Raw genomic sequence first — 26,154 nt, 5'->3', positions numbered from 1 at the left:
GACAAGGTCAGTTCCTCATACTCTGTAGAACTCTCGGTACCACTTCACGAAACGAGAAATCCCCACCTCGATCGGGGTGCTCGGCTTGAAGCCCACATCCTTCGTGAGATCGTCGATGTCAGCGTAGGTGGCTGGGACGTCGCCGGGCTGTATAGGCAGCAGGTTCTTTTCCGCCTTCTTACCCAACGCCTTTTCTAAGACCTCGATAAAGTGCAGCAGTTCCACCGGTTGATGGTTGCCGATATTGTAGAGGCGCGCCGGAGCGGAGCTGGTTCCGGGATCAGGGTGGTCCCCCGACCAGGATGGATTGGTCGTTGCCGGGCGATCGAGGGTCCGAATGATGCCTTCGACAATATCATCGATATAGGTGAAGTCACGCCTCATCTTGCCCTGATTGAAGACGTCGATCGGTTTACCCTCCAAGATTGCCTTGGTGAAGATGAAGAGCGCCATATCGGGGCGTCCCCAGGGTCCATAGACGGTAAAGAAGCGGAGTCCGGTACAGGGGAGCCGATACAGATGGGCATAGCAGTGCGCCATGAGCTCATTGGCCTTTTTACTGGCGGCGTAGAGCGAGACGGGGTGATCTACATTGTCATGGATCGAGAACGGCATGTGGGTATTACCGCCGTAGACGGAGCTTGAAGATGCATAGACCAAATGTTCGATCTGGTTATGACGGCAGCCTTCCAGGATATTCATGAACCCTTCAATATTGCTCTCGGTGTAGGCATGTGGATTGATCAGCGAATAGCGAACCCCAGCCTGGGCGGCCAGGTGTACCACGCGTCGGACTGGCTGGTTGGCAAAAAGATCTTTCATGCCTTGTCGGTTGGCGAGGTCCAGTTTAACGAATGTGAATCGTTCACGAGGCTTCAGTTGCGCGAGGCGAGCCTCCTTCAGCCGGACGTCGTAATAATCATTGATGTTGTCGAGGCCGATGACATGGTCGCCTCGGTCCAAGAGACGCATGGCGACATGGAATCCGATGAATCCCGCGGTTCCGGTGACAAGAATCGTTGATGGTCTTTCGCTCATCGCTACTCCTCAAAAAAAATAATGGCCTATCGTCGCTGCGCGGTTTTCATAAATGGGGGGTCGCCATGATCTACACGATAGAGCGTGAGTGGGGCAAGGGTTTCTCCTGTCGGGTGGATACCGATCGCTCCACCATTCGTGGGTCGATAGATGTCGAGGGCGTGGGCATGATGATAGCGACAGTTCTGTAAAGCGAGAAGGTCATTCAACTTTTCTGCCGGTTCCCAGTGCGCGGTCAAGAGCGCGGTTCTGGAGGGATTGCGGCGACTGAACATGAAGGAGAGGTGGTCGGGGTACCAGTCCGCTCCACCGGTGGCATACGAAACAAACAGCTGTGCTCGAGCAGCGGCACAGAGTTCGGCCAGATAGCTGTTCGTCAGATAGCCGTTCTCACCGACGTCGAGCCATTGGCCGGGCTGGGAGAGGGCGGCATGGGCCGCATGGGTCCGAAGCTCGAGGAGCTGTTGTTGGGAAGCCAGTACGAGGGGAATCGGTCCGTATTTACAGACCAACTGTTGAATAACCGAATCTTTGAGGGCCGACCGTCCGTCGTTGGTTGGGCCACTGTCCGCATGAATCAGGACATTGTGGCCGCGATCGGAAATCAGGTAGCAATTCCTCGGCATGTTGAGGTCACAGGGATCTTCCCCATAGAAGGGGACGGAAACGACGGTGCCTCCCTCAAACGGCCAACACTCGCCATGAGCCAGCTCAATCACCTGTTCAAATCCCAGCTCTGCCAGGAGTGAGCGATAGTCAAAAAACAGCTGTGTGCGATTGCGCCGGCTGGGGACGATAATGGGGATTTCTTTCGGCAGATGGAGCAAGGTGCGGGGATCCACATGGTCATCGTGATCATGCGTGAGAAATACTGCGGCAGGTTTGGGGAGCAGCCCGCCCCATAGTGATGGCAAGGGTGATTCTGCGAACCAGGGCAACAGCCATGGATCAAAGAGCAACACCGTGTCACGTTGTCGGTAGAGCAAGGCTGCATGTCCGAGGTGCACGGTATCTTGATCCTGAACGACATCGAACCAATGGCGGCGCAGGGACGCGGTGGGCGATGTAGTCAGACATTCATGACGTTGCAAGAGTTCCATGAATGTGGTCAGTAGACTCTGGTGGTCGCGAGGCATGGACGACACGACCGTGCTGATTTCATCGGTAGAACGGGTGCCATCGAGCAGGCCGAGCAGTTTGCCGATTGATGGGCCCAGACGGCGATTATTGAATCCCAACGGGAGGGCCTGGTGGTTGATCGCGTGAAATACACGGAGGCCGCCGTTCGTAACCGCTGCGGATTGAGTCGGATCAGTCGGGAATTCCCACTGAAATGTCCCGTCCGGTCGGCGGCCACAGCGGATGTGTCGCTGAAGATAGGGTCGGGCATTGATCAGCTCTGCATAGGCATCTTCGAGTCGTCGCCGACGTTCAGGCTCGTCGAGCGGCGCCCGCTTCGAGAAGACATCGCTGATTGCGGTATCGATCGCGCTGGCCAGGAGACCATGAGCCTCGTGCAGGCTGGCTACAATATCAGAGGCGATGCCGCCGACGAATGGAAAGGGGCCCGGGGCCTCCGCACTTTCCAGTTGAGCCCAACACCAAGGGACGAGACTTACATAATGGTTGCGAGGCAGGGTGTCCCAGACTTTCATGAGCGTGAAACGTGAGACGTGAAACGTAAGAGAGGGTAGGTTATTTCACTGCTCACGTCTTGCCTTTCATCCATTCCAATACACTGATAGTTGGTTCGTAAAGGGCCTGAATCATATTGCCGTCAGGGTCTGAGAAATAGAATGAGTAGCTGCCATCGCGGTGCTGCTTGGGCTCTTTCGTGATTCGTCCACCCAGCGACTCAATTGAAGGCACAATCTCACGGTACATCTGATCCACGGCCTGCGGACTGTCCAGGATCACGCCCATGTGGTCGAGCAGTTGGGTCTTCGAGGGATCGTAGGACTCCAATTCACGCTTCGAGATTTGATGCAATGCCAGGTTGTCGACTCCGGAACTGAAATAGACGTTCTCCGGGTCCGGTTCCCAGACGACCTTCATGCCGAGCAGCTGCTCATAGAACCGACGTGATCGAGGAAGATCGATGACGCGAAGCGCCAGGTGCCGAAGGCCGCGATGCAGTGGTGCCGTCATGAAGTATCACGCACTCAGTGAACAAACGTGTATCTGTATAGTAGGGAGAGCAACGAGCAGCCGTCAACGGAAAACCGGCTCTCACTCGCGTCGACGAGTGTAGTATGATTGGTGTCTGATCATGGAGGAGTGGTCACGACTATGACATTCAACGGAATGACGGTAGTGGCATTCGAAAGCCGGATGGCGACGGAACTGGCCAACCTGATTGAGCGGTACGAAGGGCGCCCGCTGGTGGCTCCTGCGCTGCGCGAGGTCCCGCTGGAGAGCAACACCGTGGCCTATGAATTCGGAGCGCGACTGATGGCGGGGCAGATTGATATGCTCGTTTTGCTGACCGGCGTCGGCACAGAGGCGCTCTTCGAAATCCTGAAACCGAGGTATCCCTGGCCGTCAATTGTTGAGGCCTTACAACAGATCGTGACCATTGCTCGGGGAGCAAAGACGGTTGCAGCTCTCAAGGCCTTGGGGCTCATCCCCACGATCACGGTGCCGGAGCCCAATACCTGGATCGATCTGGTGTCTGCCCTTGATGAATACAGCCTCGAGCCCGGGGTGCGGATCGCGGTGCAGGAATATGGCATTCCCAATACCGCACTGGTGAAGGCGTTAGAACAGCGCGGGGCAGAGGTCTTCCCCGTGCCGATCTACCAATGGGCCCTACCGGAGGATCTCGGACCGATGCGTGCCGCCTGCGAGAGTATCATTGCTGGACGGGTGGAGGTGATGCTCATTACTAATGCCATGCAGATCGATCATGTCATGCAGGTGTTGGAACAGGACGGACACGTTATCCCGTTTCATGACGCGGTGCAGAAACTGGTTGTGGCCTCCATCGGGCCCGCCGCAAGCGAACGGTTGCGCCACTTCGACTGGCCGGTCGACTTCGAGCCGTCACATCCGAAGATGGGGGTTTTGGTAAAAGAAGTGTCTGAGCAGGCGGCGAGTATTCTTGGCCGCAAGCGGTAGAGTCGATCATCAGTCAGCGAGCGAGCGGTACTTCGTGACATCAGCCCTTCAATCGTTGTAACTCAATCTGGAGCGTCTGCGTCCCATCCGCGATCCAGAGATGCCCCTCTTGAATCGTCCATTGCAGCTGCATTGCGGGTCTCGCCATTCCTGCTAGGGCACGAACGCTGTCCATGGGAAGTAGCGTCACGGAGAGGTTTTTCAGCCGGTCGAGCAACTGGCGCTGGTTCGCCCACCATACCTCTGCGCTCCGGGCTCCATAGGCATAGACGATGACTTGTTTGGCGCGGCCGCTGGCCTGACGCAGCGTCTTCTCGTCTGGTTGGCCGATTTCGACCCAGAGGTCGATGGTTCCGGTATCATCCCGTTTCCACAGGGCTGGTTCATCTTCCGTGCCGATCCCTCTGCCGAAAGATAAGGCTTCGTTTGCATGGAGCGCAAAAGCGAGCACCCGTACCATCAGGCGCTCCTCGGTCTCGGACGGATGGCGCGCAAGCGTGAGTGTATGGTCCTGGAAGTACTGACGGTCCAGATCGGCGATCTGCAGCACGGCTTTATAGATGGTCGCGTTCGATGCCATAGAGTCAGTCTGGATGTGAGTGGCGCTCCACGATAAACATCTGTTCAACTCGCTTGCGTGCCCACGGGGTTTTGCGCAGGAAGGTCAGACTCGACCGGATCGTCGGATGATGGCGGAAACAGCGAATGGGTACGCGTGCACCCAGTATCGCCCATCCGTGCCGTGCGACCAAGGTCGTGACAATGGTTTCCAAGGTGATTCCGTGCAGGGGATCACGGGGATGCGCCATAGCGTGCGGCTGATTCACGGATGATGTAGACATGAGGAAATGCAGAGTACCGATTGCGGGTGAGTTCCACAAGTGGGCTTGGTAGGAACGATTGCAGAGCTGGAGTAAACGCGGTGATTCGAGAAAGAGGGGTGTGAGCAGGTTGAGGAGAGAGTGGAGCTCATCTTATGCCTGATGCAGCATGAGGCCTGATACGTTTGGACTTTTCGAAGCGGTTGAGAAATTAAAGCAAAAAACGACTCCCGCCCTCTATACCTTTGGCAATGCCCGTAAGAAGGCGGGGTCTTTCATAGCTGGAGGTCTCAATATGTATGCGGAATTTACCGCTGCTTTCCAAAGTGCACAGATCCTCTTTGACCTTGTCAAGGCAACTCAGGGTCTCTCGAATTCCAACGAAGTTTTGGCGGCAGTTAACGATGCCCAACTAAAGCTCCGCAGTGCCATCGCGTCTGCATTGGCGAGCCAATAAAAACAAGCTACACTCGCCGAGCAGGTATGAGCTCTTTGAGTGCAGATGAGTGACACGGAAGACTGGAAAAATCAAATCCAACGCTATCAGCGTATTGAATTTTCGGACACCAAAACCCTTGCATGCAAACTGAAGGCAGACATGGCAAATGGCGAGCCGATGCACTACCTATGCATCACCTGCGCGGACAAGAAAAAGAAGACTGCCTTGCAGCCTAATCATATTTCCCTCGATTGCCCAGAACGCAAGTCCAATATACAGACGAGAATGCCACCCCCTCAGAAGAAGAGGCAGGTGTTGAGTGGTGGCGAGTTGAGGATGTCCTAGTGACCCACCATATTCCCCGGGGAGACTCCGTTTGTTCTTTACTTGCCCTTGAAGATTGTTTTTTCAGGAGGACAATCCTGATCAGATTCACCCGCCGTGATCACATTGTCAGCACTGCAGCTCCCTGAAAGCTTCCGGCCTTCAACTTCTGTAAGGCATGGTTCACTTCTTCCAACGGAAAACGGACCGTATGTGGTTTGATCGGAATTGCTGCGGCTTCACGTAGGAGATCAATCCCATTCTGTGTCGTATTCGCCGTCACACTGCGTATGACTCGCTCGCCGAAGGCATCGCGATTATTGTCCAGCATGGGGATGCAGGAGGGGCCAAGCCCAGGTTATGTGCCGGTTTGATAGATGGCCGGGCGATAGCGGGGCTTGGGAATCGGTTTCTTTTCTGTGCGCGCGGCTGCCAGCCATGCGCGTTTTGCGACTTCTGCTTGCTTGAGTGCTTCGGCAGGAGTTTTCCCAAACGCCGAACAGGCATCCAGGTCGGGAATGTCAGCAATATAGCCTCGGTCCGCTTCGCTGTAGAAAATATTGATGTGGTAGTCCTTCATCGCTCTTCACCTGTACCCAATTGTAGATTATAGCGTTCAACGATCTCAAGTAATTGACGAACCTGGTAGGGTTTGGCTTTACCATCAACATCCTGGAGATTGACCAATTCACGGATATGCGGGTGAACCAAGATATGGTGGCTGCCCTTAGTTCGTGACAGTCGGAAACCAAACGCCTTTGCAAGTGCAGTGACTTCACCAAAGCGAAGACTCTTTGAGCCGCTGAGTGCCTTTGCCAACAGTTTTCGATTCTTCATGCGTCTAACTCGGTTCTCAGCTTCGAATGTTATTGCCTCATGGCATCGTCAGCACTGCAGCTCCCTGAAAACTTCCGGCCTTCAACTCCTGTAAGGCACGGTTCGCTTCTTCCAGCGGAAATCGGATCGTATGTGGTTTGATGGGAATTGCTGCTGCTTCGCGTAAGAGATCGATTCCATCCTGTCTTGTGTTGGCGGTCACGCTGCGGATGACTCGTTCGCCGAAGACGTCACGATTGTAGTCGAGTGGAGGAATCGACGACATGTGGATACCAGCTAACGCGAGTGTACCACCTCGTTCAAGTGCGCGCAGAGCGGGAGGGACAATCTCACCGGCTGGGGCAAAGATGATGGACCCATGCAGTTTGTCCGGCGGCGTTTCTGTTGCTCCACCGACCCAGACGGCTCCTAGTTGTCTGGCGAGTTCCTGATGCTCCCGTTTGAGCGAGCTCACGTAGACCTGACAACCCCAGTGACGCGCAATTTGGATGGCGATGTGGGCTGAGGCCCCGAATCCATAGAGTCCAAGCCGTTGACCAGGCTTGATGCCGCTGAGTCGTAACGCTCGATAACCGATAATGCCCGCACATAATAACGGAGCGGCTTCCTCATCAGAAAAGATTGCCGGAATGAGATAAGCAAATCGTGCTGGCACGACGGCATATTCCGCATAACCTCCGTCGACCTGATAGCCGGTGAATCTTGCTGCCAAACAAAGATTTTCTCGTTCACTTGTACAGAATTCACACTGTCCGCATGTGCCTTGCAGCCAGGCAATCCCGACACGATCGCCTTCTTTCACTTCCGAGACCCCAGCGCCGAGTCGCACCACGGTCCCAACTGCTTGATGTCCTGGAACGACCGGCAACGCTGTGTCCGGCAGCTCTCCCTCCACGACGTGAAGGTCCGTGCGGCAGACGCCACAGACATGAATCTTAGCGAGGATCTCGCCGGATTTTGGATTTGGCGTAGGCCGATCCTGAAGCTGGAGTGGGTTACGGGAGACGTCGCTCGTTTGGTCGAGCACCATCGCTTTCATAAATCACTCGGGGTAAGAGTTTCGAGTTGCGGGTTTCTGGTTTCGGGGCTGAATGTGAATGAAGAAGGTTTGTGTCTGAACCAGAGAACACGAAACTCCTGCAAGGTTTTATGGCTATTTTGCCTTAATGCACTCGATGTCCAAATGGATCTGCACCTCATCTCCGACGACCAATCCACCGGTATCGAGGGTTTTGTTCCACACCATGCCGAAATCCTTGCGATTCAATTTGCCGTCGGCGGTGAATCCGGCTCTCGTATTTCCCCAGGGGTCTTTCGTGATGCCGTTCAACGTGCCAGTGAGGGGCACTTCTTTGGTCACACCGTGGAGTGTGAGAAGGCCGACGACCGTGTAACTCTCTCCGGCCTTCTGCGCGGATTTCATTGTGTAGATGATTGTCGGAAACTGTTTTGTGTCCAGGAAATCGGCATTGCGCAAGTGTCCGTCACGTTTCTCATGGTTCGTATCGATGGACTCGGCCTTGATGGTCGCTTCAATCGCCTTGAAGGTTTTTGCATCCGCATCCATTTCGATAAATCCACGATAATCCGTGAATCGCCCCGAGGTTTTCGAGATCACCATGTGTGCCACGCGGAACTCGATCAGCGAGTGGTCTGGATCGATCTCCCAACGAGCGGTCTCGGCTTGGGCGCCCAGCGGAAGAAACGCGAACAGGCTGGCTATTGCAATCCCCTGGATCCAGCTTCTCCTATGTCTCATATCATCACCTCTCGGTTGTTCTAGTCTGGCCCGTGTGAACTATTGATACCGCATCCTACCCAGGGCTGAGAAGCGACGCAACCAGTGCGTTTCTAGAAACATGGGTGTCCAATCGAGCAACGTGCGATAGAATACCGTTATGCAAGCTCTCGTCAAGACGGTTGCGGGACCCGGCCTCACACTCACGGATTGGGCGGATCCAGTCCCTGGGCCACATGATGTGGTGGTGAAGGTGGCTGCGACCTCGCTCTGTGGAACCGACGCCCATATCTATCGATGGGATGAGTGGGCTCAACGGCGGATCCATCCGCCACGGGTGATCGGCCATGAATTGTGCGGCCACGTCGTGGAGGTCGGACGCGAGGTGTCTCTCGTCAAGATTGGAGACTATGTTGCCGCCGAATCGCACCTGACCTGTGGGGCCTGTTTTCAATGCCGGACGGGATTGGCGCATGTATGCAAAAATTACAAGATCCTCGGAATCGACCGAGACGGATCCTATGCGCAGTATGTTGCGTTACCTGAAGGCGTCCTGTGGAAAACAGATCCGAACATTCCGCCTGAGTTAGCCTGTCTCCAGGAACCAATCGGCAATGCCGTCGACGCCGCCCTGGCTGAAGACTTGACCGGCCAGACGGTGTTGATTACGGGCTGTGGCCCGACCGGTTTGTTTGCCGCGGCCGTGGCACGAACCGCCGGAGCGGCGATGATTATTGCGTCAGATATCAGTGACTACCGGCTTGGGTTGGCCAAGCAAGTTGGTGCCGATCATATCCTCAACGCCAAGACGGAATCTCCGGAACAACTTGCGGCAGCGATCATGGAGATCACCGCCGGTGAAGGGGTTGATGCGTCGTTGGAGATGTCAGGGGACCCCACGGCGCTGCATCAGGCCTTTCGAGCTGTGAAGAACGGTGGGCGGGTCACGCTGTTCGGCATTCCGACCGGCCCCGTGACCTTTGATCTTCCCAACGAAATGATCTTCAAGGGGATCCGTGTGTATGGAATTACCGGACGGCGGTTGTTTGGGACCTGGTACCGGCTGGCCGGTCTCTTCAAAGCTGGCCTCAATATTCGGCCGGTCATCACCCATACGTTCCCACTGAAAGAGTTTGCGACCGGCTTTGACTTGATTCAGTCGGGACGATGCGGGAAAGTAGTGTTATTCCCATAGTAGGACTGAGGGAAAAGCAGAGGTCTCCACTCAGTCCTCATCTCTCAGTCCTGTTCTAATCATGGCCTACACATCGCTCAAATACGTTCTCGAGACCCAACTCGCCGACATCCGCGCCAAAGGCCTGTATAAAGCCGAGCGGCGCATTCTGAGTCCACAAGGTTCGGACATTCGGGTTTCTCAGGGCTCGGTGTTGAACCTCTGCGCCAACAATTATCTGGGACTCGCGAATCATCCGGCGATCGTCCAGGCGGCGAAAACGGGGTTGGACACACATGGGTATGGCATGGCCTCGGTGCGGTTTATTTGCGGCACGCAAAATCTGCACAAGCAGCTGGAACAGGCCGTCAGTGCGTTCCTCGGTACTGAGGACACGATTCTCTATAGTTCCTGCTTCGATGCGAATGGCGGGCTCTTTGAAGTGTTGTTGGATGAGAAGGATGCGGTCATCAGCGACGCATTGAATCATGCGAGTCTGATCGATGGGATCCGCCTCTGTAAGGCTAAACGATTTCGGTACGCCCATTCCGATATGGCAGATCTCGAAGCGCGACTTCGGGAAGCAGGTGACTGTCGCCTTCGACTCATCGTCACGGATGGCGTGTTTTCGATGGACGGTGACCTGGCCAAGCTGGATCAAATCGTGGAGCTGGCGGAACGGTATGACGCGGCTGTAATTGTCGATGACAGCCATGCCACTGGGGTGCTTGGTCCAAAGGGGAGGGGCACCCCGGCTCACTTTGGCGTGGCAGACCGCATCGAGATCATGACAAGCACTTTGGGCAAGACACTCGGAGGCGCGACGGGCGGCTTTACCTCCGGCAAAACCGAAATCGTTGAACTTCTCCGGCAACGGTCGAGGCCCTACTTGTTTTCGAACTCCCTTCCCCCCCCTATCACGGCAGGGGCGCTCTGTGCGCTTGGGCTCGTCGAGCAAGGCGATCATCTCCGGCAACAGCTGCGGGCCAACGCTGTATTTTTTAGGGGTGAGTTGAGCAAGCTCGGTTTTCGGCTTGTTCCAGGTGAGCATCCCATTATCCCAGTGCTGCTGGGTGATGCCGTTCTTGCCACTTCAATGGCTGAGGCGCTGCTCACCGAAGGGGTCTATGTCGTCGGCTTCAGCTATCCCGTCGTGCCGCAAGGGCAGGCGAGGATCAGGACCCAAATGTCGGCGGCCCATACCAAGCCGCAGCTTCAACAGGCGGTGGCGGCGTTTTCCAAAGCGGGCCGTGCGCTCGGTATCATTCCATAGGTGTCCCCACCCGTATCCCTCCGAATTGACATTTCGCGGCCAGCTCAGTATTCTCTGGCACTTTATTATGTGAAGGAGTAGGGCTATGAAAGTTATTCTTCAAGAGACCCTGGAAGGGGTTGGGCATCTCGGCGATCTCATCAACGTCGCCGATGGGTTTGCGAGAAACTACTTGTTGCCGAGGCGTAAGGCTGTCGAAGCCGACAGCCGAAGCATGAAGGCGTTCGAGCATGTGAAACGGGTGGCGGCTGAGAAGGCGAAGAAAGAGAAGCTGGAGATCGAAGCCCATGCCAAGAAAGTGTCGGCGGTGTCGCTGACGATCGAGGCGCAGGTCGGCAAAGACGATAAGATGTTCGGCTCCGTTACCACCAAAGATATCGCTGAAGGACTGGCTGCGCAGGGTGTCACAGTGGATCGGCGGAAGATCCAACTCGCACACCCGATCAAGGAGTTGGGCACGGTGTCCGTACCCATTAAGATGCCCAGGGATGTGGTCGCGACCGTGACGGTTTGCGTGGTGAAGAAACAAGAGGCAGAAGAACCTTCCGCTTCATAACTGAGGGGTGATGACAGCATGATGCAGGACGCGATCGGCTCATTGGATGCACTAAAAGCGGTAGATCCCGCGGTTTATGCCGCGATTGAGTCTGAAGAGGTCCGGCAACGTGAAAAGTTGCTCCTGATTGCCTCGGAGAATTTCGCCAGCCCAGCGGTGCTTGCCGCCCAGGGCTCGTTGCTCACCAATAAATACGCCGAGGGTTACTCTGGAAAGCGGTATTACGGCGGTTGTCAGCATGCTGATGCCGTCGAAGACCTGGCTATTCAGCGATGCAAGCAGATCTTTGGTGCGGAACATGTCAATGTCCAGCCGCACTCAGGGTCGCAGGCCAACATGGCAGCCTATCTGTCGGTCTTAAAACCGGGTGATACGATTCTCGGGATGGATCTGGCTCAGGGCGGCCATTTGACGCATGGCAGCAAAGTCAATTTCTCCGGCATTCTCTTTCGGGTCTTCTCCTATGGCGTTGATCGCCAGACCGAAACCATCGACTATGATGCGGTGCAGAAGGTAGCTGAGGAATGCCGTCCGCGCATGATCGTGGTGGGGGCGAGCGCCTATGCGCGGATCCTCGATTTCCCGCGGTTTCAGCAGATTGCGAAATCAGTCGGTGCCTATTTACTTGTCGATATCGCCCATATCGCCGGGCTTATCGCGGCGGGACTTCACCCGAACCCTGTTCCCTATGCGGACTTTGTGACCACAACGACCCACAAAACGCTGCGTGGCCCGCGTGGGGGTGTGACGATGTGCAAAGCCGAGTACGCCAAGGGAGTCGACAAGCTGGTGTTCCCTGGATTACAAGGCGGACCGCTCATGCATGTGATCGCGGCCAAAGCCGTTGCGTTTCAAGAGGCTCTCTCTCCAGGGTTCAAGCGTTATCAGCAACAGGTCCTGGCCAATGCCAAGGCCTTGGCGCAGGGGTTGGTGGAGCGTGGGTATAAGATCGTCTCCGGGGGGACTGATACACATCTGATGCTCCTCAACTTGTCGAACAAGGATATTACGGGGAAAGATGCCGATGCGGCGCTCGATGCCGCGGGGATTATCGTCAACAAGAATGCGGTGCCGTACGATGAGAAGCCACCGGCCGTGGCCAGCGGAATTCGCCTTGGAACGCCGATCGTGTCGACGCGCGGCATGCGAGAGCCTGAGATGAAGCAGATCGTGGGGCTGGTCGACCGCGTGCTGCAACATCGGCAAGAGCCGGCGGTGCTGGAAGCAGTACGGGCTGAGGCAAAGGCATTGAACAGTCGGTTCCCCTTCATCCATCAGTACTAACCAGCCACTAGCAAGGGGACAGGGTCGCCACCGGTGAAATGTCCGTTCTGTGATGAGCTCGAAGACAAGGTGGTTGACTCTCGTATGGCCAAGGAAGGCGAGGTCATCCGTCGCCGTCGCGAGTGCCTTGGGTGTAAGCGTCGTTATACCACCTACGAACGTGTCGAAGAGATTCTCCCGGTTGTCGTGAAAAAGGACGGACGGCGGGAATCGTTCGATCGCAATAAGATTCTCGTGGGCTTAAAGAAAGCCTGCGAAAAGCGGCCGATCAGCATCAGCACCATTGAGGCCGTGACCGACCGTATTGAAAAGCACATCCAAGAGATGGGCGAGACGGAGATCGAGAGCCGGATCGTCGGGGAAGAAGTGATGAAGGAACTGCACCAGTTGGACCAGGTCGCCTACGTCCGATTTGCGTCCGTGTATCGGGAGTTCAAGGACATCGACCAATTCTTGGATGAGTTGAAGACCTTGGCGCAGGAACGTAATGAGCCCTGACCTCCGACCGTTGTCGATCCTTTCTCTTCCCAGAGTGGTTCCGTCTCGGTCGTTTCATGTCCCACACGGTGACAAGAGGGGTGATTCGAGTACGAGCCGGATAGTGAAACCCTAGCTCTCCTGCATGGGTCAGGCTTCCATCAGTCGGGTAGGGTGCGGCGAGGAGTTCACCTCACTTCTTTGCCGATTGGGGCCCGGCGGAACGGCTCTGCCGGACATCCTGTAGAGCAAGGGATCGCGTACAAGATCATGCAGTCACGCGTCTCTGAGCAGCGTCCACACTGCTTTGTTGAAATCTCCTAGAACCTCGATGCCGACGATCAAGCCTCCATCTCAGCGTGGGAAACGAAACGCATCGGTGTCTGCGGCAACCAGCGTCGCCATTATCGGTGCTGGTCGCGGAGGCACTGCGTTGATCGAGATCTTTGCGAACGACCCGTTGGTGCAGATCGTCGGGGTTGCGGAGGTCAATCCTGGTGCGCCGGGACTTGAGTTGGCCACGCAGTTGAAGATTCCGATCACTCACGACTATCAACAGCTGCTCACGATGGAGCGTGTCGACCTAATCATTGATGTGTCTGGAGACCCGGACGTTTGGCAATTCCTCCAAGATTTTCATCGAATGGGCGTGACCGTCATTGGAGGAGCCAGTGCCAAGTTCATGTGGGAGTTGATCGGAGCCAGAATTCGCGCGACGGCGGAGATCGAAAAAACGTTGAACAAGTATCAATCTCTCTACCGATTGTATGTGAAGGAAACCGGCGCTGCGGTGACGGATGAACGGACCAGAATCGCCTGTGAGATTCATGATGGGTTCGTGCAGATCTTGGCGGGGGTCAATTTCAAACTGGATCTGTGTCAGCAGCTCCTCCGAAAGAATCCCCGAGCGAGTTTGGCGACGCTCAAGGAGAGTAAGGCTCAGCTGAAACTGGCGATTCAAGAAGCCCGGCAGGTCATCTTTAATTTGCGTCCTCTGCATTATGACAAGATGGAATTGATTTCGGCGCTGACCAACTACTTCAAGTCCTATCAGACCCAGACACACATCACCACCAAGTTTGCCTTCTCCGGGGACGAACAGATTCTGTTTCCTCGAACGAAGATGTTTCTCTTTCGCATCATTCAAGAGGCCTTGGGGAATGTTCAAAAACATGCCAAGGCGGATCGCGTGACGATTAAGCTGGATATCGAGATCGATCTGCTGCGAGTCACGATCACTGATAATGGAATTGGGTTCGATATGGAGACCGTGCTACGCGACCCTGAGAAATGGGACCATTTCGGGATCAAAGGTATCTTGGAGCGGTCCCGATTAGTCGGAGGGGAGGGGCGAGTCGAATCCAAACCAGGCAAAGGCACCAGGATCGTTGTTGAAGTGCCATTGGGTCAGAAGGAGGAGCAACAGCATGGAAAAGATTAAGGTCCTCATCGCCGACGACCATCGGGTCGTCCGAGAAGGGTTAGCCGCTATTCTCAAGACGAAAGAAGATATTCATGTCCTCGGCGAGGCGCAGGATGGGATGGAAGCGGTGGAGAAAGCCCGCGCCTTGCTTCCGGACGTGATTCTGATGGACGTCAGTATGCCACGAATGGGCGGCGTCGAGGCGACCAGACAGATCAAGCGTGAATTCCCACACATCGGCGTGGTCGCGTTGACCATGTATGAGGAACAGCAATACATCTTTGACCTGGTCCGTGCAGGCGCGACAGGATATCTCCTGAAGGACTCTGAATCGTCGCAGATCGTGGCGGCTATCCGCGCGATCTACCGTGGAGAATCGTTGATCCACCCATCGGTCGCCAGCAAAATCCTGGCCGAGTTTTCGCTCATGGCGCAGAAAAAAGGGAAAAAGTCGGCATGGGCCGAGCATGATTTGACGGAGCGGGAAATTACCGTGTTGCGGTTGGTCGCTGATGGAAAGACCAATAAAGAAATCGCCAATAGTTTGGACCTCAGTGAAAAGACGGTCAAGAATCACGTCAGGAATATTTTTCACAAGTTACAAGTGTACGACCGCACCCAGGCGGCCATTCTCGCCATCCGCAAAGGTTTAATCGAGCTGGACCCAAAACGATAGATCTGCTGCCAATATATTGATCGTTTACCTGCCTTTTGTTCGGCGGCATGTTGCGCTTTCAAGAACAGTTGCGAGCGGATGGCATGCGCCGCAATTAAGACAGGAGACAGGCTCCAAGCTAGGAAAGAAACTAAGCGGTTCCCGGGCGAGATGACCTGCTAGAGCCCTCGAATAACAGTGACGTTGTACGTCGTGCTGGTCACTCCGTCTTGCGCAATGACGGCTATTCCAACCGGTGGATTTGGGCCCAGCCCCGGCGAGATGATCACCTGGCCGGTTGGGGTTCCTGCCGTGGCAATCACCGATCCCAACGCCGACATTGTGGCATTCGGATCGGATTTCGTCGCCGTGATGGTGACATCGGGGACGAGGAGGCCTACCTTCACGGTATAGTTCTCTGTGTCGGGCGCAAAGGGTGGGTCCAAAGAACCCGCGTTTACTTGTAACGCAGACAGAAGACTGTCGTTGGAGAAGAGGCGGTTGATGGTGATGGAGTAGGTCTCGGCGGCTCCACTGGGTGCGGTGACAGTAATCGACACAGAGGTGGTTGTCCCTGGATTACCAAGCGTGACCGGTAATTGCCCGGGATTGATCCCTGGCCCAATACTGACGGAGTTCGCCGCTGAACTCATCAGCATCGTGGCACTCTGGTCGGACTTGGTGGCGGTGATCGTGACCTGTTCAACGGTGTTTGCCACGTTCACCGTATAGTTCAGAACATTGGTATCAAATCTCGGCAACAACGGCTGCAGGACAGTACTTGTTGTCACTTTCAAATCTGAGAGGCGGTTATCGCCTGAAAGTCGCCGTGTGACCGTGACGGTGTACCTGCTTTCAAGCCCGTTTTGTGAGGAAGCGACCACTTCGATGGGGGTGGTTGATCCAGGCTGGCCGAGTGGCACAGGGTGGCCTTGCCCTGCAGGGGTGATCACCCCCTTGATCATAATCGTGGTCGTGCTACTTTGGGGACTGGCTGTCACTGTCACACTGGTCACGGCAGTGGGCACGCTAGCGGTATAGCTGGTGGTATTGCTAGAAAAGGCCGGTTGGAGCCCACCGGGTGGGGTTATGGTTAGACTGGCAAGGGGTACTTCTACCGAGCGTTCTGAGATTGACGCACTGTCTTTGCAGCCAGAGGCACTGAAGCAGAGGGTGATGAGAAGGACAGCGGTGTGGCAACTTGTAGAAATGAGCGTGTGCTTCATGGACATGTAGTCAACCTCTCAGGGATCGAGAAGGCACCCTGCTCCGCTCCGGTAAAAAGCGTACATATGTGATGGTCATGCTAACCGCTGATGATCCATCGTCTGCCTGCTATGCACGAGAACAGTGTGTCAGCATATGACACGTATAGCGAATCTGCTCGGTCGGGTCAATCGATAGGGCCGAGAAATAGCACATGCTCACCATAGAGGTTCAGTTTCTAGAAAAGTCCTCGATTCACAGTAATCCTGTGGGTCGTTGTGTTTATTCCATCCTGCGCTATCACCTGAATATCAACCGGCACGCCAATCCCCAGTCCTGGCGCGACCGTCACCTGGCCGGTTGGATTGCCAGGTGCTGCAATCACCGAGCCTAGTGAGGACATGGTGGCATTGGGGTCAGTCTTGGTTGCTGAGATAGTGACGCCGCCGACGAGGAGACCAACTTGGACCGTATAGTTCAAGATATTGGAGGCGAAGGGAGGATCCAATGTGCCGGCACTCACAGTCAAGGCCGACAGCGAGCTGTCGTTGGATGCACGCCGGTTGACAGTGACGCGGTAGGTTTTCGAAGTGGTCGCATCCTGGGCGGTGACCGTAATCAAGACGACTTTGCTGGTCCCTGGGCCGTCAAGCGGTATGGTGGCTTGGCCTTCGTTTGGCACAGACCCTGATATGACCGCATTCGGATCTTCCTTCGTTGCAGAAATGACGACGGCGGAAATAGTGTGAGCAACAGTGACCGTATAGTCCAGCGTGTTGGCAGCAAACAGGGGCTCTAGAGGACCCGGCGTTATGCTCAAGGCCGATAGGTTGTTGTTGCTCGATGCCGCGCGGTTGACGGTGATGCGGTAGATTTTCGAGGTGGTCGCATCCTGGGCGGTGACCGTAATCAAGACGACTTTGCTGGTTCCTGGGCCGTCAAGCGGTATGGTGGCTTGGCTTTCATTGGGAATGCCACCAGAAATCACCGCAAGGGGATCAGCCTTGGTTGCTGTGATGGTGATACTGGTAACCGTGGTCCCCACATCCACCCTGTAGTTGGTCTCTCCAGAAGTAAAGCCAGGAGATAAGGTTTGATCAGCGGTGCCGACTTGCACGCGCAAGGCTGACAGATTGTTGTTGCTCGAAGCCGCGCGGTTGATGGTGATCCGATAGGTCTTGCTCTCGCCATTTGGGGCCGTCACGATGATCGAGACCGCCTTACTTGTTCCCGGCCCATCAAGCTGAATGGTGGCGCGTCCGTCATTGGACACGGTCCCCGATAGCACCGCCCCAGGATCGGCCTTGGTTGCGGCTATGGCGACAGTGGAGATGTTGGTGGCCACGTCCAGGGTGTAATCGGGCTTGGTTGGATCAAAGAGAGGGCTCAATGAACCTGGTGTGACAGTCAAGGTCTTCAGATTGTTGTCACCCGAGAGTAGTCGTGTCACACGAACCGAATAGGTGCTGTCCGTACCGGTCTGTGTTGTTAACACGATGGGGATCGTTTTGGTCGATCCCGGTTGGTCGAGGGCAATGGAACGCTGCGTGCCGATAGTCCCGTCGATCGATACCGTTACCGTGCTGTCCTGGGGGGTAGCGGTGACCGTGACACTGGTAGCTGTCGTCGGAGCCTGGGCGGTGTAGCTCGTGGCCTCGCTGGAAAAAGCCGGCAGAAGGGTGGCTGGTGTGACGCTGAGGCTGGCTAGTGGGACATCGGGTTTATCTGAAACTGATGCAGAATCTTTACAGCCGTAGGGAGTCACACAGAGAACAACGAGGCAAAGAGCAACCCAATCTGCTCTTGTGATGATCAACCGGGGTTTCATAGTGGTACCGCAAAAGCACTTTTGTTGTACGGCGTAACTGATCCATCTGGTCTGCCGAATCCAAACCGTCAGCCACGAAATGTCTCAGCGGGTTCAGGTCGGTCTTCACGATGCTCGCAAATCGAGCAGTAACTGATAATTGATATAGCGGATCTGATCGGTCGGGTCAACGGACGAGTTGAGAAAGGATGATGGGCTCGCTGTGTGAAAATGTCAGTGAAGTGATTGCGGAGAATCGTTGGTAGTGGGCAAACGGTGGCAGAATGATGTCCACGTCAGGGTGAGGCTCAGCCCACTGCCTATCGGCGAGACCGAATCACAGTGATGGCGTAAGCCTGTGTATTCACACCGTTCTGTGCAGTGACGATCAGCTCCACCTCAGTGCGTCTTTCCTGAAGGGGGAGGGAGATTTGTCCGACGGGTGTTCCTGCCGCCGCGACTATGGAACCAGGTGTGGACAGCACGGCATTGGGATCAGACTTCGTTGCAGAGATGGTTACACTCTCCACGTTGTTAGGTACGGTCACCCGGTAACTCAAGATATCCGATGCAAAGTCAGGGCTTAAGGAACCAGGAGTGACTGTCAAGCCAGCGAGCGCATCGTCGCTCGAGGGTCTCGCTCGTTTGATGGTGATGGTATAGGTCCTCGAGGTTCCGTTCGGGGCTGTGACGATCAACGAGACAATCTTGGTGGTCCCTGGGCCATCAAGCTTGAGTGTCGCGCGCCCTTCGTTAGGCACATCACCTGAGATCACGGCATTGGGATCAGATTTAGTTGTCACGACGGTCACTTCGGTGACGGTGCTGGCCACATTCACCGTATAGTCCTGAGTGCCTGCTGAAAAGGCAGGAGCCAAGGTGCCTGGCGATATCGTCAAGGTCTTAAGGCTGTTGTCTCCGGAAAGGGTGATCGCCCGCAGGGTCACGGTGTAGATTTTCGCTCTTCCATCGGAAGAAGTGACAGTCAAGGAGACATCCTTCGTTGATCCAGGTCCGGGCGCTTGAATCGTAGCCTGACCGGTGACTTGTCCTGCCGGAGCAATGATGGCACCAGACAATACGTCATTCGCTGCAGATTTCGTTGCTGAAATGGTGATGTCTTGCTGGTTGCTGGGCAGATCAACCGTATAGCTGGTCGTGTCGCCGGCGAATGGCGGTTGGAGCGACGCGCCGGAGACGGAAAGGCTGACCAGTTGAGGGCCTGGATCAATTGATCCTGTGTCATTGCAGCCAGAGATTTCAAAACTGATAGTCCCGGCGAGAAGAGTGAGAGCAAGGTATCGTGTATAGAAAGCGAAGCGGTGTTTCATGATGGACCCACGACATGCGCCTTGCTGGAAACTCTGCTGGGTCCAGCCACCCGGTGAACCAACTCGGGAGATGCAGATCTTACGAAAGGGATTCCCGATCGGTCTATCCCTACTTGTGTATGGATCAGCAGGGTGTGCGAGAAGAGGCAAGTGTAGCTGGCAGGGTGAATACTTCAAATTGAATGTGGTGAGCATTGATGGGAGTGCTCAAACCTTATCAGAGAATACATCGTATTAAAGAGAGTGCTTTTGTCTGGTGTAGGTCGGTCAGCGGTGACGAGGGGGACAGTCGCGAAAGGAATGCTCCAGGAGAGGGACCATGCCGACCTAGGGGGGGGGGATAGCTATGGGTTGAAGGTGACAGCGTAAGACTTGCTCGTTACTGCATCTTGCGCGATCACCGTAATATCCACCGTTGACCCCAGTGGAACTTGTACTACAGCGTCTGGGGTCCCGGGGAAGGCGATAACCGATCCCATTGAGGACATTGTGGCATTTGGATCAGACTTAGTAGCAGTCACAAGAACGACGGTCTCACCTGTCAGTACGTTTATGATTGTGTAGGCCAAGGTATTAGGAGCAAAAAGTTGATCTAAAGTGCCTGGGACCACACTCAATCCAGATAGATTGGCATCGCTCGATGGCGCAGCTCTGTTTGCAGTAATACGGTAAGGCTTTTGGCTGGTATCTTGTGCGATTACGATGATGTCAATTGTTGTGCTTGATGGTGGTGCACCTAACAACGGGATGTTACGAGGCTGACCTGAGCTGGTTCCTTGTCCCGCGATTGTCATGCTCGCGTTCGGATCTTCAAGTGTAGCAGTCACCGAAACTTCAGCGACGTCGCTTGCCACATCTACCACGTAGTCCTGAGTGCTCGGAGTAAAGGAGGGAGATAGGGGAAGAAGAGAAGCGCTAGATGCTACCGTTACTCCAGACAAATTGTTGTCGTTCGATGACGCTCGATTCACAGTGAGGCTATAGGCTTTTGAATCACCATTAGGTGCGGTCACTGTGATTGACACAGATGTTGGTACCCCTGGTCCGTTTAGGAAGATGGTTGCCTGGCCGGGGTTGACTCCGACTCCTGCAGATAAAGATCCAGACATCACGGCGTTCGGGTCGGATTTCGTTGCCGAGACATCCACGCTGGTGACATGGGTGGCCACGTCTACTGTGTAGAGTGTAGTGCCTGCGACGAAGACAGGATTCAAGGTACCGACTGAGACGTTCAATGCCGACAGGTTGTTATCTCCTGCGAGTCGTTTTATGGATAGGGTATAGGTCTTCTTGCTGCCATTTGGTGCGGTCACTTCGATTGGGATAGGCGTGGTTGTCCCGGGGCTGCCTAGTGTAATGGACGCTACTCCAGGATTTGTTCCTGCCGGAACAGTGATAGACCCGACCAGCATCGCGGCATTCGGATCTGACTTGGTGGCAGTGATCGTCACGGACGCGACGTTTGTCTGGACATCCACCTTGTAGTCCAGGCTATTTGCATCAAAGCCAGGAACCAAGGGCGGAGTTGCGTTATTGGCTTTGACGCTCAATGCCGAGAGATTGTTATCGCCTGATAAGAGTCTTGTGACCGTGACTGTATAGGTGCTCGTGAGCCCATTCTGTGACTCTAGAACGATGGGGATTATTTTAATCGATCCTGGAGAGCCGAGGGATATGGAGCGTTGTGAGGCTATCGTGCCATCAATTGTTACGAGTGTTGTGCTGCTTTTCGGGGTGGCGACCACGGTGACCGTTGCAGTGCCGGTTGGGGCGTCAACTGTATAGGTGGTGGTATTGCTTGAAAACGCGGGCTGGATTGTTCCAGGAGTGACTGTGAGGCTAGAGAGGGGAACTTCTACGGTTTGTTCTGAGATCGAAACGCTGTCCGAGCATCCATAGGTCGCTAAGCCGATTGCCGCGACAAGAAACACGGTGCAACAGGTCTTGCTGAAGGTCAGAAGGTGTTTCATGGTGGTCCCGGTTATTTCTTTTGGTACAAGAATTTGTAACTTCTTGGGCCTTGCCGACCCCAAATAACAGAGTCCTGATGCTAGGAGAGGATGGGGAAACGGTCTAGACCTACAGAGGTAAGGGAGGTCAGAGCCAAGGTGGGGACAGTACTGGTTGCTGAGGTTCTGCTTCAGTCGACTACATGAATAAAAGGAGGCTGGTGAGGCACCAGTTGATTCTGAGCCATCCCCGGTGGAAGGTGAATGTGGAATGGTGAGTTAACGATTGAGGCTTCTGGTCACTCCAGGGAAATGATCCAGCAGTCAGGTGTGTCGGATGACTTTCTCTGATTCAGCGTGAACCAGACCAGTACATCGACTGGACTGCCCTGTGGCCGACGTACTTCCGTGCCACAGGGGTGATCGGACTGGACTACTGGACAGGGGCGGTAGTGTTGATGGTCACCGTCAATGCTGGACTTGGGTCAGACTCACCTCCAGCATTCGTCAGTGTGTAGGTAATTGTGTGATCTCCGTCACTGAGATTTGCTGATGGCCGGAGCGTGTTGGTCCCGGAATCAAACGATGCCGAAGTATCCTTGTTCGTATCAACATAAAGGCTTGGAGTTCCCGTTGCAGGCGGAGGTATCCCGAATTTTGGTCTTTTGACGGCGGTGATATTGTCCTCACGAGAGGTAGGAGGAAAGCACTCATTCGGATTAAGAGGAAGATTCGGTTCACAGGAGTCGTCTTCCGGTATCAGGTCCGGCGCAACCGTTGGCGTTGCCGGTTTTGCAGCGGGCGCTGCGCGGTTAATGGTGACACCATAGGATTTTTGACTTCCATTGGGAGCAGTCACAACAATAGCCACACTTGTGCTTGATCCTTCAGCTCCAAGCGGGATGGTGATCGCCTGCCCAGAACTCGACCCTTGTCCATTAACCGTCATGGTGGCGTTTGTATCCTGAAGTGTTGGAGTGACCGTTACGCTTGAGACATCGCTCGGAACCGAAACCGTATAGTCCACAGTGGACGCGCTAAATGTGGGAGCCAAGCTATCAGGTGATACAGACAAGTTTTGCAGATTGTTGTTGCCTCCGAGTGCCTCTCGAATCACGTCGAGTTGGTAGGTTTTAGGATTGCCATTCGGAGCGTTCACAACAACATTAATTTCTGTAGTAGTGCCGGGCTGATCTAAAGGAATCGAGCGTGGCTGGCCTGAGCTTGCTCCTTGACCATTCATGGTCAAGCTTGCCCCGGCATCCTGTACCGTAGCGGTCACGGTGAGGCTGTTGATAGTGCTGCCGACGTTCACCGTGTAAGCGACTCGATCAGCCCTGAATGTGGGACTCAGAGTGCCAGGTGACACGCTCATGGCCGACAGATTATTGTTGCTGCCTAGGGCGGCTCGGCTGACGTTCACGGCGTAATTTTTCTGACTGCCGTTCTGCGCGGTCACCAGGATATTGACCAAGGTATTTGATCCTGCCCCATTTAACGTTATGGTTGGACCCTGACCTGAGTTTGTGGGTTGCCCATTCACGGTGATCGTGGCAGCAGGATCCTGTCGTGTGGGCGTGACCGTGATGCTGGCCACGCTGCTGGCCACATCCACTGTATAGCTCGTGGTATTCGCGGCAAAGGCGGGATCGAGGGCGCCCGGCGAGACGGCCAAGCTTTGTAAATTATTATTTCCGCCCAGGGCAGCCCGAGCAACGTTTGCGGTATAGGTTTTCTGAGTGCCATTCTGCGCGGTCACGACAATATTGACCAGGGTATTTGATCCCGCTCCATTCAACGCAACGGTTCGGGCCTGTCCAGAGTTCGTGGCTTGACCATTCACGGTTATGGTCGCACTGGCATCTTGGAGCCGTGGTGTGACGGTCACGCTTGTCAGGGTGTTTGGTACAGCCACCGTATAGCTCGTCGTATTCGCAGTAAAGGAGGGATCGAGGGTGCCTGGTGAGATGGCCAAGCTCTGTAGATTGTTGTTCCCGGCTAGGGCATCCCGCTTGACCCTAATAACGTAGTCCTGTTGGGATTTTCCATCCTGCGCGGTTACATGGACTGTGATGGGGGTGGTTTGGCCTGGACCAAGCAATTGAATAGGTGGTTGGGGGTCTTCTACGCCATTTACCAATATCTTCATGCTCGCGGTCGCGTCTTGAGGTTTTCCTGTGACCGTGACTTTGTCGGTGCCACTCGGGACGCTAACCTCATATAGCGTGTTGCTAGGCTTGAAGTCTTTTAGATTCACCGGCGAAATGGACAAGCTTCCCAAGAAAGCATTGTCCGATGCACCCCGATTGATTGTCACTTGGTAGGTGCTCTTGCCCCCTTTCGGTCCCGTGATGGTGATCGGAACCTTTGTGGAGGATCCTGTTCCGCCGAGCTGAACGGTCGCTTCTCCTACTGCAGTTCCCGCAGGGACGGTGACTGGATTAGTCGGTATATCAATCACCATCACGGTATTGGAGTCAGACTTCGTGGCGGTGAGCCTAATGCTTGTGACGCTGCTCCCGACGCCATTAATCGACGGTTCCAGTTCGGTCTTATCGAATGGGGAGGGAGCCACGGTTCCCGGCAAAGATGAGAGCGCCTGTAACGTGGTATCCTCCTCCTCTCTGCTTACCCGAACGGTATAGGACTTTGACGTGTTCCCTACGCCTGTATCCGTGACAACAATATTTAGGACTTCATTTGTTCCTATCGAGGTGAGAGTGACGGCCTGACTAGTTCTTGCCTGGTTGTTGATTCGTATGCTGTCACCGGCGACTCGAGGGCTGACAGTGATGGTTGTGCTTGTTTCATTGCCGAACAGCTTCACGGTATAAGCAGTTGTTGCAGGATTGAATTTTGGTTCCAGTATGCCAGCGGTGGTGGATAGGCTTCCAAGCTCCGCCGGTTGGCTTTGGGTTCCTGTGTCCCCGCATCCGTAGGCGTTCAAACCCACTAAAAACAGGACCAGTCCAGCGAGAGATCGTCCGGTACGGGTGCACAGATGCATCATGGTAGAACCACTCACTTTCTGTTGGAGAGGATCGTTAAGGATGTGCTTGGCCACGTATGGTGAACCCAAACTGTAGCGTTTAGGGATGATGAGGCCACTCGACCTTATTGCGCACTACCAGATATCTCGATTGGTACGGGGTGAACGTATAGCGGAATTGTACTAGTCAGGTCAAGTACCTGATTCAGGTACTTGAATAGCATATCTAATAAATAGGATTGATGTTACTGCCGTGACGGCGTTCCGCTCGGCACCTTGCCGAGGAGCTCGGTTTTAGAGGGAATCTGGGCCAGGAGGTCCGGGCGCACTTGGAACAAACCGGAGAGTCGCTGGCCTGTCGCATAGAGCAGATTTCCCGACTGGCTGCCCAACGTCAATTTCCCCGTGGCCTTGCCGTCCTTTGCTGTGGCGACAAACTCTGCGGACGGAGACAAGAGCCCATAGGGAGCGAGCGGTGCGGATTGTTTCATGACCCGTTCTTCCGCCGGTAGATTGGCCACCCGACTGACGAAGAGATCTGCCACCTCTTGACTGACCTTCTCCATGGACTGGTCCTCCAGGACCCACTCCCCGCTCTGGTTGATCAACACGTATTCCTGATCCCTGGTTTTGACCGAGAGCATGGCCACATCCGTGTAGTCGAGGCCGAAGAGTCGCTTGTCTTGAAGAATGAAGAGGTCTTTCGTCAGGTCCCTGATCAGTCCCGGGTTAATGCGATAGAGTGGCGCGTCCGGTGTAGTTTCTGCGATGGCTTCCCCTTTTTGTGGGTCTGGCTGGTAGAGCCGGACTGATTGGTCCCCGGCGGTTGTATGCAGGGTGACCTTTACTTTTGGTGTCGTCAAGGTCTTGGCCATGCTGTCTCGTTCAGGACCCGGATCGATGATGCCGAGCGCCTTCAGATCTTCCAGGCGGAACATCAATGACCGAACTTCGTTTTGATCCGCTTCGGCTTCGATCGGATACCGGATTTTCCACGAAGGTTTGGGCTTATCCTTGGCCATGTTGTAAATCACGATTTCGGTCGTCGGATAGGTCAGGCGAACCCGCTCGATATCATTTTGAACAAACTTCAACAGCTCCTTCCGCCGAAAGGTCATCAAGGACTTATTGACAAAATCCTTCGGGGCCAGGCTCGTTAAGAGGATGCGATGATCCGACTTCCTCAAGACGTAGAGGGTATTGGACAGAGGGCCGCTGTCGCCGATGGAAATCGTTTCCTGTCGCGTGCCGGCTGTCACCGTGAGGGTGGTCACCGGCGGTTCAAGACCGAATGGGGCTAGCTGTGTAGTCTGGTCCTCCAGAGTTCTTGTTACGGTTCCCGTAACCAGTGCGCGAACGAGGGCCTGAACCTCGCGTGTGTCCGCCTCGGTCCGAAGTGGAGCTACGATGGACCACTTCCCCGGTTCGGTCAGCTTCAGCTCAATCGGCCCCTGAGCGGTGGTGATGGAGAGGCCCGTGATGGCGGTTTCCGGGAACGGGAGGAGTTGCTTCTGTGCCGTCTCCTGTTTTTCTTCCTGTTGCTTGGCGGGAAACTCGACCAGGTAGAGATAGCCAGCCAGTCCAGCCAGGATCAACAACATCAGGAGTGTAGGCCAATAACGCATATCAGGATGGTGAAAATCGCCGCCGGCTGCATTCGGGCATCGTCAACGTATCCCAGGGGGTGCGCCTCGGCCTTTCACTGGCTGTGGCCTC

The 26,154-nt window shown here is 54.9% G+C and carries 26 protein-coding genes; 10 read left to right on the top strand and 16 right to left on the bottom strand.

Annotation, left to right across the window (positions count from 1 at the left end; all coding sequences use genetic code 11):
• Positions 1-15 precede the first annotated feature (15 nt).
• The 3 genes from COMA1_RS11245 to COMA1_RS11235 are packed head-to-tail and all read right to left on the bottom strand — an operon-like array spanning position 16 to position 3,186.
• A complete protein-coding gene (locus COMA1_RS11245) occupies positions 16-1,038 on the bottom strand; it encodes an NAD-dependent epimerase (protein ID WP_090748428.1) in 1,023 nt (340 codons plus the stop codon).
• A 26-nt stretch (positions 1,039-1,064) separates the two neighbouring features.
• Entirely contained in the window at positions 1,065-2,693 is a 1,629-nt protein-coding gene (locus COMA1_RS11240) for an MBL fold metallo-hydrolase (protein ID WP_090748425.1), read from the bottom strand.
• Between the two features lie 52 nt (positions 2,694-2,745).
• On the bottom strand, positions 2,746-3,186 hold the full coding sequence (locus COMA1_RS11235; protein ID WP_090748422.1) for a VOC family protein: 441 nt from the start codon (positions 3,184-3,186) through the stop codon (positions 2,746-2,748).
• A 141-nt stretch (positions 3,187-3,327) separates the two neighbouring features.
• Between COMA1_RS11235 and COMA1_RS11230 the strand changes: the two genes are divergently transcribed.
• Positions 3,328-4,155 carry a uroporphyrinogen-III synthase gene (locus tag COMA1_RS11230; protein ID WP_090748419.1) on the top strand — a complete coding sequence of 276 codons (828 nt, stop codon included), beginning with the start codon at positions 3,328-3,330 and terminating at the stop codon, positions 4,153-4,155.
• Positions 4,156-4,195: 40 nt separating this feature from the next.
• Here COMA1_RS11230 and COMA1_RS11225 read toward each other — a convergent pair whose 3' ends face one another.
• Together COMA1_RS11225 and COMA1_RS11220 are read right to left on the bottom strand one after the other, a co-directional pair.
• Positions 4,196-4,735: a YaeQ family protein gene (locus COMA1_RS11225; protein ID WP_090748416.1), complete on the bottom strand. Its 540-nt coding sequence runs from the start codon at positions 4,733-4,735 to the stop codon at positions 4,196-4,198.
• A 4-nt stretch (positions 4,736-4,739) separates the two neighbouring features.
• Positions 4,740-4,997, bottom strand: coding sequence for a VF530 family protein (locus COMA1_RS11220; RefSeq protein ID WP_245631009.1), 258 nt, complete (start codon positions 4,995-4,997; stop codon positions 4,740-4,742).
• A 148-nt stretch (positions 4,998-5,145) separates the two neighbouring features.
• On the opposite strand from COMA1_RS11220, the gene COMA1_RS11215 reads away from it, so the two are divergent.
• Together COMA1_RS11215 and COMA1_RS11210 are read left to right on the top strand one after the other, a co-directional pair.
• Positions 5,146-5,433 (top strand): hypothetical protein, encoded by a 288-nt coding sequence (locus COMA1_RS11215; RefSeq protein WP_090748410.1) that lies wholly within the window; start codon positions 5,146-5,148, stop codon positions 5,431-5,433.
• A gap of 45 nt (positions 5,434-5,478) precedes the next feature.
• Positions 5,479-5,760: a hypothetical protein gene (locus COMA1_RS11210; protein ID WP_141654306.1), complete on the top strand. Its 282-nt coding sequence runs from the start codon at positions 5,479-5,481 to the stop codon at positions 5,758-5,760.
• Positions 5,761-5,860: 100 nt separating this feature from the next.
• Here COMA1_RS11210 and COMA1_RS11205 read toward each other — a convergent pair whose 3' ends face one another.
• The 5 genes from COMA1_RS11205 to COMA1_RS11185 form a co-directional block, all read right to left on the bottom strand.
• A complete protein-coding gene (locus COMA1_RS11205; protein WP_090748404.1) occupies positions 5,861-6,070 on the bottom strand; it encodes a hypothetical protein in 210 nt (69 codons plus the stop codon).
• A 27-nt stretch (positions 6,071-6,097) separates the two neighbouring features.
• Positions 6,098-6,319 (bottom strand): type II toxin-antitoxin system HicB family antitoxin, encoded by a 222-nt coding sequence (locus COMA1_RS11200; RefSeq protein ID WP_090748401.1) that lies wholly within the window; start codon positions 6,317-6,319, stop codon positions 6,098-6,100.
• Entirely contained in the window at positions 6,316-6,576 is a 261-nt protein-coding gene (locus tag COMA1_RS11195) for a type II toxin-antitoxin system HicA family toxin (protein WP_090748398.1), read from the bottom strand. The genes COMA1_RS11200 and COMA1_RS11195 overlap by 4 nt, the downstream gene beginning before the upstream one ends.
• A gap of 37 nt (positions 6,577-6,613) precedes the next feature.
• Complete coding sequence (locus COMA1_RS11190) at positions 6,614-7,615, bottom strand: zinc-dependent alcohol dehydrogenase family protein (RefSeq protein ID WP_090748395.1); 1,002 nt, start codon at positions 7,613-7,615, stop codon at positions 6,614-6,616.
• 114 nt (positions 7,616-7,729) lie between these two features.
• Positions 7,730-8,335 carry a YceI family protein gene (locus tag COMA1_RS11185; protein WP_090748393.1) on the bottom strand — a complete coding sequence of 202 codons (606 nt, stop codon included), beginning with the start codon at positions 8,333-8,335 and terminating at the stop codon, positions 7,730-7,732.
• Positions 8,336-8,474: 139 nt separating this feature from the next.
• Between COMA1_RS11185 and tdh the strand changes: the two genes are divergently transcribed.
• From tdh to COMA1_RS11150, 7 genes are all read left to right on the top strand, one after another.
• Positions 8,475-9,509 (top strand): L-threonine 3-dehydrogenase, encoded by a 1,035-nt coding sequence (gene tdh / locus COMA1_RS11180; RefSeq protein ID WP_090748389.1) that lies wholly within the window; start codon positions 8,475-8,477, stop codon positions 9,507-9,509.
• 61 nt (positions 9,510-9,570) lie between these two features.
• The gene (locus tag COMA1_RS11175) at positions 9,571-10,761 is read left to right on the top strand and encodes a glycine C-acetyltransferase (protein ID WP_090748386.1); all 1,191 of its coding nucleotides are present in this window, start codon (positions 9,571-9,573) and stop codon (positions 10,759-10,761) included.
• An 85-nt stretch (positions 10,762-10,846) separates the two neighbouring features.
• Positions 10,847-11,317 carry a 50S ribosomal protein L9 gene (rplI, locus tag COMA1_RS11170; protein ID WP_090748383.1) on the top strand — a complete coding sequence of 157 codons (471 nt, stop codon included), beginning with the start codon at positions 10,847-10,849 and terminating at the stop codon, positions 11,315-11,317.
• A 42-nt stretch (positions 11,318-11,359) separates the two neighbouring features.
• Positions 11,360-12,601, top strand: coding sequence for a serine hydroxymethyltransferase (locus tag COMA1_RS11165; protein WP_245631050.1), 1,242 nt, complete (start codon positions 11,360-11,362; stop codon positions 12,599-12,601).
• Positions 12,602-12,634: 33 nt separating this feature from the next.
• Positions 12,635-13,099, top strand: a complete 465-nt coding sequence (gene nrdR, locus COMA1_RS11160) for a transcriptional regulator NrdR (RefSeq protein WP_090748380.1) — start codon at positions 12,635-12,637, stop codon at positions 13,097-13,099.
• Positions 13,100-13,409: 310 nt separating this feature from the next.
• Positions 13,410-14,519, top strand: coding sequence for an ATP-binding protein (locus COMA1_RS11155; protein WP_090748377.1), 1,110 nt, complete (start codon positions 13,410-13,412; stop codon positions 14,517-14,519).
• Complete coding sequence (locus COMA1_RS11150) at positions 14,506-15,177, top strand: response regulator transcription factor (RefSeq protein ID WP_090748373.1); 672 nt, start codon at positions 14,506-14,508, stop codon at positions 15,175-15,177. The genes COMA1_RS11155 and COMA1_RS11150 overlap by 14 nt, the downstream gene beginning before the upstream one ends.
• 158 nt (positions 15,178-15,335) lie before the next feature.
• On the opposite strand, the gene COMA1_RS11145 is transcribed toward COMA1_RS11150, so the two are convergent.
• The 6 genes from COMA1_RS11145 to COMA1_RS11120 form a co-directional block, all read right to left on the bottom strand.
• Positions 15,336-16,388 (bottom strand): cadherin-like beta sandwich domain-containing protein, encoded by a 1,053-nt coding sequence (locus tag COMA1_RS11145; protein ID WP_090748370.1) that lies wholly within the window; start codon positions 16,386-16,388, stop codon positions 15,336-15,338.
• Between the two features lie 212 nt (positions 16,389-16,600).
• Complete coding sequence (locus tag COMA1_RS11140) at positions 16,601-18,190, bottom strand: cadherin-like beta sandwich domain-containing protein (protein ID WP_090748368.1); 1,590 nt, start codon at positions 18,188-18,190, stop codon at positions 16,601-16,603.
• A 299-nt stretch (positions 18,191-18,489) separates the two neighbouring features.
• The gene (locus tag COMA1_RS11135; RefSeq protein WP_176698000.1) at positions 18,490-19,500 is read right to left on the bottom strand and encodes a cadherin-like beta sandwich domain-containing protein; all 1,011 of its coding nucleotides are present in this window, start codon (positions 19,498-19,500) and stop codon (positions 18,490-18,492) included.
• 344 nt (positions 19,501-19,844) lie between these two features.
• Positions 19,845-21,470, bottom strand: a complete 1,626-nt coding sequence (locus COMA1_RS11130; RefSeq protein ID WP_090748362.1) for a cadherin-like beta sandwich domain-containing protein — start codon at positions 21,468-21,470, stop codon at positions 19,845-19,847.
• 412 nt (positions 21,471-21,882) lie between these two features.
• Positions 21,883-24,459: a cadherin-like beta sandwich domain-containing protein gene (locus COMA1_RS11125; protein ID WP_090748360.1), complete on the bottom strand. Its 2,577-nt coding sequence runs from the start codon at positions 24,457-24,459 to the stop codon at positions 21,883-21,885.
• A 224-nt stretch (positions 24,460-24,683) separates the two neighbouring features.
• On the bottom strand, positions 24,684-26,063 hold the full coding sequence (locus COMA1_RS11120) for a DUF4340 domain-containing protein (RefSeq protein ID WP_090748357.1): 1,380 nt from the start codon (positions 26,061-26,063) through the stop codon (positions 24,684-24,686).
• Positions 26,064-26,154 lie beyond the last annotated feature (91 nt).

This window comes from Candidatus Nitrospira nitrosa (genome assembly GCF_001458735.1).
Lineage (GTDB): Bacteria > Nitrospirota > Nitrospiria > Nitrospirales > Nitrospiraceae > Nitrospira_D > Nitrospira_D nitrosa.
This window is presented reverse-complemented; position numbering and strand designations above follow the sequence as displayed.